Annotated in this window: 13 protein-coding genes and 1 other annotated feature; all 13 genes read left to right on the forward strand. The window is 53.1% G+C overall.

The features are described 5' to 3' along the window. Positions 1–281 precede the first annotated feature (281 nt). The 13 genes from ctsR (at position 282) to rlmB (ending at position 14,151) form a co-directional block, all read left to right on the forward strand. Positions 282–743 carry a transcriptional regulator CtsR gene (gene ctsR / locus DI44_RS15645; RefSeq protein WP_011229590.1) on the forward strand — a complete coding sequence of 154 codons (462 nt, stop codon included), beginning with the start codon at positions 282–284 and terminating at the stop codon, positions 741–743. Positions 744–758: 15 nt separating this feature from the next. Continuing rightward, the gene (locus tag DI44_RS15640) at positions 759–1,307 is read left to right on the forward strand and encodes a UvrB/UvrC motif-containing protein (protein ID WP_011229591.1); all 549 of its coding nucleotides are present in this window, start codon (positions 759–761) and stop codon (positions 1,305–1,307) included. A gap of 5 nt (positions 1,308–1,312) precedes the next feature. After that, positions 1,313–2,404 (forward strand): protein arginine kinase, encoded by a 1,092-nt coding sequence (locus DI44_RS15635; protein ID WP_011229592.1) that lies wholly within the window; start codon positions 1,313–1,315, stop codon positions 2,402–2,404. Then, complete coding sequence (gene clpC / locus DI44_RS15630) at positions 2,401–4,833, forward strand: ATP-dependent protease ATP-binding subunit ClpC (protein ID WP_011229593.1); 2,433 nt, start codon at positions 2,401–2,403, stop codon at positions 4,831–4,833. Before DI44_RS15635 ends, clpC begins: the two co-directional genes overlap by 4 nt. Positions 4,834–4,910: 77 nt before the next feature. Further along, on the forward strand, positions 4,911–6,284 hold the full coding sequence (gene radA / locus DI44_RS15625) for a DNA repair protein RadA (RefSeq protein ID WP_011229594.1): 1,374 nt from the start codon (positions 4,911–4,913) through the stop codon (positions 6,282–6,284). A 309-nt stretch (positions 6,285–6,593) separates the two neighbouring features. Further along, positions 6,594–7,688 carry a PIN/TRAM domain-containing protein gene (locus DI44_RS15620; protein WP_011229595.1) on the forward strand — a complete coding sequence of 365 codons (1,095 nt, stop codon included), beginning with the start codon at positions 6,594–6,596 and terminating at the stop codon, positions 7,686–7,688. Positions 7,689–7,709: 21 nt separating this feature from the next. After that, positions 7,710–8,396 (forward strand): 2-C-methyl-D-erythritol 4-phosphate cytidylyltransferase, encoded by a 687-nt coding sequence (ispD, locus tag DI44_RS15615; protein WP_011229596.1) that lies wholly within the window; start codon positions 7,710–7,712, stop codon positions 8,394–8,396. Between the two features lie 14 nt (positions 8,397–8,410). Then, positions 8,411–8,887: a 2-C-methyl-D-erythritol 2,4-cyclodiphosphate synthase gene (gene ispF, locus DI44_RS15610; protein WP_011229597.1), complete on the forward strand. Its 477-nt coding sequence runs from the start codon at positions 8,411–8,413 to the stop codon at positions 8,885–8,887. 202 nt (positions 8,888–9,089) lie between these two features. Then, positions 9,090–10,562, forward strand: coding sequence for a glutamate--tRNA ligase (gltX, locus tag DI44_RS15605; protein ID WP_011229598.1), 1,473 nt, complete (start codon positions 9,090–9,092; stop codon positions 10,560–10,562). Between the two features lie 72 nt (positions 10,563–10,634). Continuing rightward, positions 10,635–10,870 (forward strand) — a binding site (T-box leader). 59 nt (positions 10,871–10,929) lie between these two features. Continuing rightward, positions 10,930–11,604, forward strand: coding sequence for a serine O-acetyltransferase (gene cysE, locus DI44_RS15600; protein ID WP_012820475.1), 675 nt, complete (start codon positions 10,930–10,932; stop codon positions 11,602–11,604). Next, positions 11,582–12,982, forward strand: coding sequence for a cysteine--tRNA ligase (cysS, locus tag DI44_RS15595; protein ID WP_014194590.1), 1,401 nt, complete (start codon positions 11,582–11,584; stop codon positions 12,980–12,982). The genes cysE and cysS overlap by 23 nt, the downstream gene beginning before the upstream one ends. Positions 12,983–12,988: 6 nt before the next feature. Next, complete coding sequence (locus DI44_RS15590) at positions 12,989–13,414, forward strand: Mini-ribonuclease 3 (protein ID WP_014194591.1); 426 nt, start codon at positions 12,989–12,991, stop codon at positions 13,412–13,414. Beyond that, entirely contained in the window at positions 13,414–14,151 is a 738-nt protein-coding gene (gene rlmB / locus DI44_RS15585; protein ID WP_011229602.1) for a 23S rRNA (guanosine(2251)-2'-O)-methyltransferase RlmB, read from the forward strand. The genes DI44_RS15590 and rlmB overlap by 1 nt, the downstream gene beginning before the upstream one ends.

Genomic DNA, 14,151 nt, shown 5'->3' on the forward strand with positions numbered 1-14,151 from the left:
GTAGGTCGCTGCTAGGCAAAATGGAAAGCACGTCTTTTCTTTCCTTGGAAGAAAAGGCGTGCTTTTTCATTTATTCGGCTGCTTGACGTTTTATTGTCCAAAAAAACGGATATTCTATAGTTAGTTTTCCTTCTTTGGTCACTCTTGAAATTTTCCGTAATACATTGTATAGTAAGAGTAAGGTCAAATATAGTCAAAGTCAACAAATAGGCAGTGGGGTGTCCTGGTCAGCGGACGGCCCATCGCCAGGCAGCTTGGTTGTAAGGAAGGTGGTAGGTAGAGTGCCGAACATTTCCGACATCATTGAGCAATATTTAAAGCAAGTGCTCAATATGAGCGACCAAGATATCGTTGAAATTAAACGAAGCGAAATCGCTAATAAATTCCAATGTGTTCCGTCGCAGATCAACTATGTCATCAATACGAGGTTTACCCTTGAAAGAGGGTACATCGTCGAAAGCAAGCGCGGTGGCGGTGGGTATATCCGCATTATGAAAGTGAAGACAAAGAGTGAAGCACAGCTTATTGACCAGCTGCTCGAGCTTGTCGGCCACCGCATCAGCCAATCGAATGCTGAAGATGTGGTAAAACGTCTCGTTGAAGAAAAGGTAATTTCGGAGCGGGAAGCGAAAATTATGTTAAGCGCTATGGATCGTTCTGTTTTATATATCGATTTGCCCGAGCGGGACGAACTGCGGGCCCGCATGTTAAAAGCGATGCTGACGTCGCTGAAATACAAATAGGGGGAGGGGGAGGCATTGATTTGCCAAGAATGCAAGCAGCGGCCGGCCACGATGCACTTTACAAAAATTGTAAACGGAGAGAAAACGGAGTTCCATCTTTGCGAGCAATGCGCCAGAGAGCATGGCCATATGTTTACGTTCTACGGCAATGATGATTTTTCACTCAACAACTTGTTGGCGGGGCTTCTTAACTTTCAAGCGCCGATGAAAGAGATGACGGCGAACGCGTTTCCGAACCCGGATGTACTTCAATGTGAGACGTGCCAAATGACATACCATCAATTCACACAAATCGGGCGGTTCGGCTGCGCTAACTGCTACCGGACGTTTGCACGCTACTTGCCGCCGATTTTGAAACGGCTCCATAGCGGCAATACCGCTCATTCAGGAAAAATTCCGAAGCGAAAAGGCGGCGTTCTCCATTTGCGCAAGCAACTTGCTATGTTGAAACAAAAGCTTCAGGAGCTCGTTGCTCGTGAGGAATTCGAGCGGGCGGCCGAGGTGCGCGACCAAATCCGCTCGTTGGAGGATGAACTGCGTCGACGCGGAGAGGGGGATATGTAAGCGGTATGTCGTTCGAGAAGTTTTTCAATACGGCGGTCAGCGCGTGGATGAGCCAAGAGGGGCCGGATTCGGACATCGTCTTAAGCAGTCGCATCCGACTGGCGCGCAACATCGTTGACTTTCGTTTTCCAACGCTGTTTAGCAGTGAAGAAGCGATGCAAATCGTCGCGTTGTTTGAACGGACGTTCGCCCATCGTTCTTACGGAGGGGCAGGCCGCTTCGAGTTGTTGAAAATGTCGGAGCTTCAGCCGATTGAAAAACGGGTATTGGTAGAAAAACACTTAATTAGTCCGCATCTGGCTGAGGATTCGCCGTTTGGCGCTTGTCTGCTTTCGGAAAATGAAGAAATCAGCATCATGATCAACGAGGAGGATCATATCCGCATCCAATGCCTATTCCCGGGGTTGCAGCTTGCTGAGGCTCTCGAGGCGGCGAGCGAATTGGACGATTGGATTGAAGGGTATGTCAACTATGCCTTTGACGAGCGGCTTGGTTATTTAACGAGCTGCCCGACCAATGTCGGGACGGGATTGCGGGCTTCGGTGATGATGCATCTTCCGGCGCTTGTGTTGACGCAGCAAATTAACCGTATTATTCCTGCCATCAACCAGCTTGGGCTTGTTGTCCGTGGAACATACGGTGAAGGGAGTGAAGCGTTGGGAAATATATTCCAAATTTCCAACCAGATCACGCTTGGGAAATCGGAGGAAGACATTGTTGCTGATTTGCATACGATCGTTCAGCAGCTGATCGCCCAAGAAAGAGCGGCTCGTCAGGCATTAGTGAAAACTTTGGGCATACAATTAGAAGACAAGGTGTTCCGTTCATACGGCATACTGGCCAACTGCCGCGTCATCGAATCGAAAGAAGCGGCGCAATGTCTGTCCGATGTTCGCTTAGGGATTGATCTAGGATATATCAAGAACATCTCGCGCAACATTTTAAATGAGCTGATGATTTTGACGCAGCCGGGATTTTTGCAGCAATATGCCGGCGGGGCGCTTCGCCCTGAAGAACGGGACGTCCGCCGCGCGGCGCTGATCCGGGAGCGTTTAAAGATGGAGGAACGAAGAAAGATGGAGGGTGATGAACGATGATGTTTGGCAGATTTACGGAACGGGCGCAAAAAGTGCTGGCGCTGGCGCAGGAAGAAGCCATTCGCCTCGGCCATAACAATATCGGCACAGAACATATTTTGCTCGGCCTCATCCGCGAGGGCGAGGGGATCGCGGCTAAGGCGCTCATGGCGCTTGGGCTCGGCCCAGATAAAATTCAAAAAGAAGTCGAATCGCTCATCGGCCGTGGCAGTGAAGTGTCGCATACGATCCACTATACGCCGCGGGCGAAAAAAGTGATTGAGCTGTCGATGGATGAAGCGCGGAAGCTCGGCCATTCATACGTCGGCACAGAACATATTTTGCTTGGGTTGATCCGCGAAGGCGAAGGGGTGGCCGCCCGCGTGCTGAACAACTTGGGAGTAAGCTTGAACAAAGCGCGCCAGCAAGTGTTGCAGCTGCTTGGCAGCAATGAGTCGATGTCAGGCCATGGCGGCGGTGCTTCGCACGTGAGCACTCCGACGCTTGACAGCCTCGCCCGCGATTTGACAGCGATTGCCCGCGAAGGGCGGCTGGACCCGGTCATCGGCCGCAGTAAAGAAATTCAGCGCGTCATTGAAGTATTAAGCCGGCGGACGAAAAATAATCCGGTGTTGATCGGCGAGCCGGGCGTTGGGAAAACGGCCATTGCTGAAGGGTTAGCCCAACAAATCGTCAATAACGAAGTGCCGGAAACGCTGCGCGACAAGCGGGTCATGACGCTCGATATGGGGACAGTCGTCGCCGGAACGAAATACCGTGGAGAATTTGAAGACCGACTGAAAAAAGTGATGGATGAAATTCGTCAAGCGGGCAACATCATCTTGTTTATCGATGAGCTGCATACATTAATTGGCGCCGGTGGGGCGGAAGGAGCGATCGACGCGTCGAACATTTTGAAACCGGCGTTGGCGCGCGGGGAGCTTCAATGCATCGGCGCGACAACGCTCGATGAATACCGGAAATATATTGAAAAAGACGCCGCGCTTGAACGCCGCTTTCAGCCGATTTACGTTGATGAACCGACAGTGGAAGAATCGATCCAAATTTTAAAAGGGTTGCGCGATCGGTATGAAGCGCACCACCGCGTTTCGATTTCCGACGAGGCGATCGTGCAAGCCGTCAAGTTGTCCGACCGCTACATTACCGACCGTTTCTTGCCGGATAAGGCGATCGATTTGATCGACGAGGCTTGCTCGAAAGTGCGCCTTCGTTCGTTCACCGCACCGCCGAAATTGAAAGAACTTGAACAAAAGCTCGAGGAAGTGCGGAAAGAAAAAGACGCGGCCGTGCAAAGCCAAGAGTTTGAGAAAGCGGCGTCGCTGCGCGATATGGAACAGCGGCTGCGCGAAGAACTGGAGGAAACGAAACGTGCGTGGAAAGAAAAACAAGGCCAAGAAAATTTGGAAGTGACGGTCGAAGACATCGCCGCGGTCGTCTCGAGTTGGACCGGCATTCCGGTATCGAAGCTCGCTGAGACGGAAACGGAGCGGCTGCTCAAGCTGGAAGAAATTTTGCATTCGCGTGTCGTCGGCCAAGACGAGGCGGTCAAAGCGGTCGCCAAAGCGGTGCGCCGCGCCCGTGCTGGCCTGAAAGACCCGAAACGCCCGATCGGTTCGTTCATTTTCCTTGGTCCGACCGGGGTTGGGAAAACGGAGTTGGCTCGAGCCTTGGCAGAAGCGATGTTTGGCGATGAAGACGCCCTCATTCGCATCGATATGTCCGAGTATATGGAAAAACACTCGACATCGCGGCTCATCGGGTCGCCGCCGGGGTATGTCGGTTATGAAGAAGGCGGCCAGCTGACGGAAAAAGTGCGCCGCAAGCCGTATTCGGTTGTCCTGTTAGATGAGATGGAAAAAGCGCATCCGGACGTGTTCAATATTTTGCTGCAAGTGTTGGAAGATGGGCGGCTGACTGACTCGAAAGGGCGGACGGTCGACTTCCGCAACACGATCATCATCATGACGTCCAACGTCGGCGCCGATGCGCTGAAACGGAATAAGTACGTTGGCTTCAACATTCAAGACGGGAACCAGCAATACAAAGATATGAAAAGCAAAGTGATGGATGAGCTGAAAAAAGCATTCCGTCCAGAGTTTTTAAACCGGATCGACGAAATCATCGTCTTCCATTCGCTCGAAAAAGACCATCTGAAACAAATCGTCCGATTGATGGCCGATACGCTCGTGAAGCGGCTGAAAGAGCAAGACATTGATCTTGAGCTGACGGAGGCCGCCATTGAGAAAATCGCCGCCGAAGGGTTCGATCCAGAATACGGTGCCCGCCCGCTGCGCCGCGCCTTGCAAAAGCATGTTGAAGACCGTTTGTCCGAAGAATTGTTAAAAGGCACGATCGCCAAAGGGCAAAAAGTCGTCGTGGATGTCAAAGACGGGGAGTTTGTCGTATTGTCGAAACAAGCGGTCGTGTGAGGGAAGAAAAGGCATGCGGCAGCTTCCTGCCCATGCCTTTTTTTCGTTGGAAAACGTTACAGAAAGGGTTAAGATCGATGGCGAAGAAGAAAACGAAGTTCGTTTGCCAAGAGTGTGGATATGAGTCGGCCAAATGGCTTGGACGCTGTCCGGGATGCCAAACATGGAATTCGTTTGTTGAGGAAATTGAGCAGGAGAAACCGACTGTGCGCGGCGCATTTCTTCATTCGGAGCGGGCGGGTTCGGCCAAACCGGTCCCGATTACAGCCGTGGAGGCGGTGCAAGAGCCGCGCATGAAAACGAACAGCGCGGAGCTCGATCGCGTGCTGGGCGGTGGAATCGTCAAAGGTTCGCTCGTTTTGATCGGCGGCGACCCTGGCATTGGCAAATCAACGTTGCTTTTGCAAACATCGGCGCAGCTGGCCGCCGCTGGGCATCAAGTGCTGTATGTCTCCGGTGAGGAATCGGTCAAACAAGTAAAGCTGCGCGCTGGACGCCTTCGTGCGGAGTGCGATCAGCTGTACGTGTTGGCGGAAGCAGATTTGGAATACATTGTGGCAGCGGTTGAAACGGTTCAACCTGCTTGTGTCATCATTGATTCGATTCAGACGGTGTATCGCACCGATATTTCCTCTGCACCGGGCAGCGTCGCCCAAGTGCGCGAATGCACGGCCGAGCTGATGAAGCTGGCGAAAACAAAAGGCATTGCCATTTTTATCGTCGGTCATGTGACGAAGGAAGGGGCGATCGCCGGGCCGCGCCTGCTCGAACATATGGTGGACACCGTTCTCTATTTTGAAGGGGAGCGACACCATACGTATCGCATTTTGCGAGCGGTGAAAAACCGTTTTGGCTCAACGAACGAAATCGGCATTTTTGAGATGCGCGACATTGGGCTGAAGGAAGTGGAAAACCCATCAGAAGTGTTTTTAGAAGAACGGTCGCGCGGAGCGGCTGGCTCGACGGTCGTGGCGGCGATGGAAGGGACGCGGCCGGTGCTCGTGGAAATCCAGGCGCTCGTCTCGCCGACGAGCTTCGGCAACCCGAGACGGATGGCGACCGGCCTTGACCATAACCGTGTGTCGCTTTTGATGGCCGTGCTCGAAAAGCGGGTTGGGCTGCTGTTGCAAAACCAAGATGCTTATTTGAAAGTGGCGGGCGGCGTGAAGCTTGATGAGCCGGCAATTGACTTGGCGGTCGCTGTCAGCATCGCCTCGAGCTTTCGCGATCGGCCGACGAATCCGGCGGATGTCATTATCGGCGAAGTCGGCTTAACTGGAGAGGTGCGCCGCGTCTCGCGCATCGAACAGCGCGTGCAGGAGGCGGTAAAATTAGGCTTTTCCCGCATCATTGTGCCAAAAAACAATTTAGCCGGCTGGCAGCCGCCAAAAGGTGTGCAAGTGATCGGTGTTTCGCATGTGGCCGAGGCGCTTGAGCATACAATGTGTTAATCGCTCTTTCGCCTGCGCGGCCCGCTTCTTCGTGTCCAAGGGGATATGAGCGATCAAAAATTCATCGCCTCTTCATTCTTAAGTGCTCAAGCAGAGGCATAAACAGCCTAAAAGGATTGAACCTTTTCGCTCTGATGTACGTAAAAATATAGTAGGGAGATCCGAAACAACTACGGCGTTTGGCCGGCGTTTTCTGCTATTGTTACAAGCAGATGTCGAATGTTCAAAAACGATTAAAAATTGCCTTCCAATTGGTTTCAAACATTGGAAACTGTTTATAATGTTAAATAGGGAGGTGAAGATGGGCTGATGGTCAAACGCATTGTGCAATTATTTTTCCTCGCCGTGGGCGGAACGTTAGGCGCCATGTTTTTTCCTGACTTGCTTAAGGTGATGAATGTGAGCGGCATGCCGCTTCTCAATAATTCTTATACGCTGGCGGTGCTGGGGGCAGTCGTTTTCTTTTTGTTGACGTTTTGGCTTGTCGATTATGTGGTCGACATGATTCGCTGGGTGGAGGAAACGCTCGTGAAGGCGCCGGCCGCCGACGTGCTGTTTGGCAGTCTCGGGCTGATTTTCGGTCTTATTATCGCGTTTTTCGTTGTCATGCCGTTGCAGTCGTTTCACATTCAAGTGTTGAATACGGTGTTGCCGATTTTTTTGACGGTGTTGCTTGGCTACTTAGGGTTTCGCGTCGGTTTAAAGAAACGGAATGAGTTGATGAACTTATTTTCCTTGTCCAATCGCATGGCGAAGAAAAAAGGTGGAGAAGCGGAAAACGAACCGTCAAAGGGCGGTGCTGTGAAAATTTTGGATACGAGCGTCATCATCGACGGGCGGATCGCAGACATTTGCCAAACCGGGTTTTTGGAAGGGCCGCTTGTCATTCCGCGGTTTGTGCTCGAAGAATTGCAGCATATCGCCGATTCGTCCGATGTGCTGAAGCGGAACCGCGGCCGCCGCGGCTTGGATATTTTGAACCGCATCCAAAAAGAAATGGCGATGAAAGTGGAAATCCATGAAGCGGATTTCAGCGACGTCCAGGAAGTCGACAGCAAACTCGTCAAGCTGGCGAAGCAGCTTCAAGGCGTTGTCGTGACGAACGATTTCAATTTAAACAAAGTATGTGAGCTGCAAAACGTGCGTGTTTTGAATATCAACGATTTAGCGAATGCCGTCAAACCGGTCGTGTTGCCAGGCGAGGAGCTGAACGTACACGTCATTAAAGATGGGAAGGAGCATAACCAAGGCGTGGCCTATTTGGACGACGGGACGATGATCGTCGTTGAAGATGGCAAAGAATATATCGGCAAACGGGTTGACGTTTTAGTCACCAGCGTGTTACAAACATCTGCAGGGAGAATGATTTTTGCCAAATTGAAACTGCTGCAAAAAGCGTTGTAAAACGAATAGGGGAAACGGCCAATGAATTACGAAGCGATTGTCTTGGCGGCCGGGCGAGGAAAGCGGATGAACGCCGGCATGAACAAGCAATTCCTTGAGCTTGGCGGTGAGCCGCTCATCGTTCGGACGCTGAACGTGTTTGAGCGCGATGAGCGGTGCACCCGCATCGTGCTCGTCGTCAACCCAGCCGAGCGAAGCCGATTTGAGCAGCTGCTCGCCCGCTTTCGCATTCAAAAAGTCGCCGCGCTTACCGACGGCGGCGAGGAGCGGCAGCATAGCGTCTATAACGGATTGCAGGCGCTCGCGGGGGAGGAGATTGTTCTCATCCATGACGGCGCCCGCCCGTTTGTCCGCGTCCATCATTTGCACGAGCTAGTGAACGCCGCTGTTCAGTACGGGGCGGCGATCCCGGCAGTGCGGGTGAAAGATACGATCAAAAAAGCGAACGGTTTGTTTGTCGAACAGACGATTGATCGTTCCAGCTTGTGGGCGGTGCAGACGCCACAAGCTTTTCGTCTGTCTTTGATCATGGAAGCGCACGAAGCGGCGAAACAGGCTGGCTATCTCGGCACGGATGACGCCAGCCTTGTGGAGCGAATCGGCAAGCCGGTGAAGATCATTGAGGGGGATTATCGCAATATTAAGCTGACGACGCCGGAGGACCTTTTGTTTGCTGAAGCGATTTTGGCAAGCCGGATGGCCGAATAGATGGGGGTGGAGAGATGTTTCGCATTGGACAAGGGTTTGACGTCCATCAGCTTGTTGAAGGGCGTCCGCTGATCATTGGCGGCGTTACTATTCCGTATGAAAAGGGGCTGCTCGGCCACTCAGATGCCGACGTGCTGCTTCATGCGGTGGCGGACGCATGCCTTGGGGCGATCGGCGCCGGCGATATCGGCCGGCATTTTCCAGACACAGATCCGCGCTTTAAAGATGCCGACTCGGCTGAGCTGTTGGCGCACGTATGGGCGCTCGCTCGGCAGGAAGGGTATAGGCTCGTGAACGCCGACTGCACGATCATCGCACAAAAGCCGAAGCTGGCGCCATATATTGAAGAAATGAGGGCGGTGATCGCTCGGTTGCTGGAAGCCGAGCGCTCGCAAGTCAATGTGAAGGCAACGACGACGGAGAAGCTTGGATTCACTGGGCGGGGGGAAGGCATTGCCGCCCAGGCGGTCGTCTTGCTGCAAAAAAGCTAATGGAGCGGCCTTTGGCAGCATCATTTGGGAAGGCCTCGTTCTTTAATACATAAGCGCTTTGTTCGCCGTCCTGGCTAGGAGGTGTAAAGGGGGGGCGTCGGCGGCGTGGTGCGGCTTAGGCGAGAGCTGTCTGTTTTGAACTTTGCCGCGATAAACGGTACAATAATAGCACAAGCTTTGATGGAAGTGGAGGGTTTGGATGATGGCAAAAGAGGTGCGCGTGCGCTATGCGCCGAGCCCAACCGGCCATTTGCATATCGGCGGGGCGCGGACAGCGCTGTTTAACTATTTGTTTGCCCGCCATCACGGTGGAAAAATGATCGTCCGCATCGAGGATACGGATATTGAACGGAACGTCGAAGGCGGCGAAAAGTCGCAGCTCGAAAACTTAAAATGGCTCGGCATTGATTATGATGAATCGATTGATCAAGATGGCGGCTACGGGCCGTACCGGCAAACGGAGCGGCTCGATATTTACCGAAAATATGTGAATGAATTGCTTGAGCAAGGGCATGCGTACAAATGTTTTTGCACGCCGGAAGAGCTCGAGCGCGAGCGGGAGGCGCAGCGGGCGGCCGGCATCGCCGCTCCGCAGTACAGCGGCAAATGCCGCCATTTGACGCCGGAGCAGGTCGCGGAGCTCGAGGCGCAAGGGAAGCCGTATACGATCCGCCTGAAGGTGCCGGAAGGGAAAACGTACGAATTTTACGATTTAGTGCGCGGCAAAGTGGTGTTTGAATCGAAAGATGTCGGCGGCGATTGGGTGATTGTCAAGGCGAATGGCATTCCGACATACAATTTCGCTGTTGTCATCGACGACCATTTAATGGAAATCAGCCATGTGTTTCGCGGTGAGGAACATTTGTCCAATACGCCGAAGCAGCTCATGGTATACGAGTATTTCGGCTGGGAGCCGCCGCAGTTCGCGCACTTGACGTTGATCGTCAACGAGCAGCGGAAAAAGCTGTCGAAGCGCGATGAATCCATCATTCAGTTCGTCTCGCAATACAAAGAACTTGGCTATTTGCCGGAAGCGATGTTCAACTTTTTCGCTTTGCTTGGCTGGTCGCCGGAAGGAGAGGAAGAAATTTTTACGAAAGACGAACTGATCCGCATGTTCGATGTCTCCCGGCTGTCAAAATCGCCGTCCATGTTTGATACGAAAAAGCTGACATGGATGAACAACCAATATATCAAAAAGCTTGATCTTGACCGGCTTGTCGAGCTGGCCTTGCCGCATTTAGTGAAAGCCGGGCGCCTGCCGGCGGATATGACGGACGAACAGCGGCAATGGGCGCGCGATTTAATTGCTTTGTATCAAGAGCAAATGAGCTACGGGGCGGAGATCGTCCCGCTGTCTGAGCTGTTCTTTAAAGAAGAAATCGACTACGAGGACGAGGCGCGTCAAGTGCTTGCTGAAGAGCAAGTGCCGGCTGTGCTTTCCACCTTCCTTGAGAGCGTGCGTGAGCTTGAGCCGTTTACGGCAGACGAGATTAAAGCGGCCATTAAAGCGGTGCAAAAGGCGACCGGGCAAAAAGGGAAAAAGTTGTTTATGCCGATCCGCGCGGCGGTGACGGGACAAACGCACGGACCGGAGCTGCCGTTTGCCATTCAGTTGCTCGGCAAAGAAAAAGTGATCGAGCGGCTGGAGCGGGCGTTGCAAGAAAAATTTTAATCGGCCTCTATGCACGTTTGCATGATGGATGTGGTATAATAATATAAAGTTTCGATGGAACAAGTGCATAAAGAAAAAGCGTTGACGAGGAGAAGTAGGAAGCATCGGCATCCCAGAGAGAGCCGCCTTGGCTGGAAGCGGCTTATGTTCGGTGCTGTCTGAAGTGCGCCTCGGAGTCTCCTTTCGAACCGGAACAGAGACGTTCTGCAGTAGAGGGGAGCGGAGCATCTCCGTTATCGGAATCGAGTGAGCGAAACGGCGCCCCGTTTCGCTAAACAGAGTGGAACCGCGCCAAAAGCGTCTCTGTGTCTTCGGCACAGGGACGCTTTTTTATTCAAGACAACTTAGAGGGTGGAGGGAGGACATTATGTTTAAAACGTTAAAAGAGGATATTGAGGTCATTTTTGAGCAAGACCCGGCGGCGAGAAGCTATTTGGAAGTCATTTTAACATATTCCGGCCTGCATGCCATCTGGGCGCATCGGATCGCCCATGCGCTTTACAAGCGGAAATTTTACTTTCTTGCCCGCTTGATTTCGCAAATCAGCCGCTTTTTCACTGGCATTGAAATCCATCCGGGCGCGAAAATCGGCCGCCGCTTTTTCATCGACCACGGCATGGGCGTGGTGATCGGCGAAACGTGCGAAATCGGCGACAATGTCACCGTCTATCAAGGGGTCACATTAGGCGGGACAGGGAAAGAAAAAGGGAAGCGGCACCCGACGATCAAAGACAACTGTTTGATCGCTGCCGGCGCAAAAGTGCTCGGTTCGATTACGATCGGGGAAAACTCGAAAATCGGCGCTGGGTCGGTCGTGTTAAAAGACGTACCGCCCAATTCGACCGTCGTTGGCATTCCGGGCCGCGTCGTTGTGCGCGACGGGGTGAAAGTGAAGAAAGATTTAAACCATACCGACCTTCCTGACCCGATCGCCGACCGGTTTCGGGAGCTTGAAGAGGAAATCGCCCGGCTGAAAAGCGAGCTTGAGGCATTGAAACAACAAGAAAGGAAGAACGAGTATGAGCAGCATCCGGCTTTATAATACGCTGACGCGAAAAAAAGAACCGTTTGAGCCGCTGGAACCGAATAAAGTGAAAATGTATGTGTGCGGCCCGACCGTCTATAATTATATTCACATCGGCAATGCTCGGGCCGCCATCGTTTTTGACACGATCCGCCGCTATTTGGAGTTCCGCGGCTATGATGTGACGTATGTATCGAACTTTACCGACGTCGATGACAAGCTGATCAAAGCGGCCCGCGAGCTCGGCGAGAGCGTGCCGGCGATCGCTGAGCGGTTTATTGAGGCGTATTTTGAAGACATTCAGGCGCTTGGCTGCAAAAAAGCGGACATCCATCCGCGGGTGACCGAAAACATTGATACGATTATCGAATTCATTCAGGCGCTCATTGACAAAGGATATGCCTACGAAGTCGACGGCGACGTGTATTACCGGACGCGCAAGTTCCGTGAATACGGCAAGCTGTCTCATCAATCGATCGATGAGCTGCAAGCTGGGGCGCGCATCGAAATTGGGGAGAAAAAAGACGATCCACTTGATTTCGCCCTTTGGAAAGCAGCGAAGGAAGGAGAAATTTGTTGGGACAGTCCATGGGGGAAAGGGCGGCCTGGTTGGCATATCGAATGCTCGGCGATGGCGCGCAAATATTTGGGCGATACGATCGATATCCACGCCGGCGGCCAGGACTTGACATTCCCGCACCATGAAAACGAAATCGCCCAGTCGGAGGCGCTGACCGGCAAACCGTTCGCGAAATATTGGCTGCACAATGGGTATTTAAATATTAACAACGAAAAAATGTCGAAGTCGCTTGGCAATTTCGTGCTCGTTCACGATATCATCCGGGAGATCGACCCGCAAGTGCTGCGTTTTTTCATGCTGTCGGTGCATTACCGCCATCCGATCAACTACAGCGAGGAACTGCTTGAGAGTGCGCGGCGCGGACTCGAGCGCCTGAAGACGGCGTATGGCAATTTGCAGCATCGCCTGCAGGCAAGCACGAACTTAACGGACAATGACGAGGAATGGGTTTCGCGCATTGCCGACATCCGCGCCTCGTTCATCCGTGAAATGGACGACGATTTCAACACGGCGAACGGCATTGCCGTATTGTTTGAACTGGCGAAGCAGGCCAACTTGTACTTGCAGGAAAAAACGACATCCGAGAAGGTCATTCACGCGTTTTTGCGCGAGTTCGAACAGCTGGCGGACGTACTTGGACTCACCTTGAAGCAGGATGAGCTGCTTGATGAGGAAATCGAGGCGTTGATCCAAAAGCGCAATGAAGCGCGGAAAAACCGCGATTTTGCGCTGGCCGACCGCATTCGCGACGAGTTGAGAGCGAAAAACATTATTTTGGAAGACACGCCGCAAGGAACGAGATGGAAACGGGGATAGCACGCGATGATGGCGGAGTTTGAAACGGTCAACGATGTGAAGCAGTTAAATGGACTGGCGCTTGCCTATATTGGCGACGCCGTGTACGAGGTGTATGTGCGACGCCATTTGCTTGCTGGCGGCAGCGTGCGGCCGCATGAGCTGCATCGGCGGGCGGTCCGCTATGTGTCGGCGCGGGCGCAAGCGCAAGTGATTTTGGCGTTGCTTGACGAGGGCGTCCTGACCGAGGAGGAAAAGGACATCGTCCGCCGCGGCCGCAATGCCAAATCAGGCACAATCCCGAAAAATACGGATGTACAAACATACCGGCATAGCACGGCCTTTGAGGCGCTCATCGGTTATCATTTTTTGGTTAATAATGAAAAGCGGGTTGATGAGCTGATCGGCCGTTCGTTTGCCATTATTGAAAGGGAAGAAAGGGCGTTGGAATGATGGACTACATTATCGGCAAAAATCCGGTCATTGAAGCGCTCAAAGCCGGGCGCGACATCAATAAAATTTGGATCGCGGAAGGGGCGCAGCGCCATACCGTCGAACCTGTGCTTGAATGGGCAAAGCGGCGGGGCGTGCTCGTCCAATATGTCCCGAAGCGCAAGCTTGATCAGATGGCTGAAGGAGCTCATCAAGGGGTGATCGCTCAGGCGGCGGCTTACCGCTACTATGAAATCGATGACTTGTTCGCTCGCGCCGCCGAGCGGGGCGAGGCGCCGTTTTTTCTCATCTTGGACGAGCTTGAGGATCCGCATAATTTAGGGGCCATCATGCGCACCGCTGATGCGGTCGGGGCGCACGGCCTCATTATTCCGAAGCGGCGTTCGGTCGGGCTGACCCAAACGGTGGCGAAGGCGTCGACCGGGGCGATTGAGCACGTTCCGGTCGCGCGTGTGACAAACTTGGCGCGGACGATTGACGAGCTGAAAGAGCGCGGAGTGTGGGTAGCCGGAACGGATGCATCGGCTCAAGACGACTACCGCTCGCTCGATGGCACGATGCCGTTGGCGCTCGTCATCGGGAGCGAAGGAAAAGGGATCAGCCGCCTAGTGCTTGAAAAGTGCGATTTCTTGTTCCGGTTGCCGATGCGCGGCCATGTCACCTCACTCAATGCCTCTGTCGCCGCCAGCCTGCTCATGTACGAGGTGTACCGGAAGCGGTATCCGTTGGGAGAATAG

It is taken from the genome of Geobacillus sp. CAMR5420, assembly GCF_000691465.1.
GTDB lineage: Bacteria > Bacillota > Bacilli > Bacillales > Anoxybacillaceae > Geobacillus > Geobacillus thermoleovorans.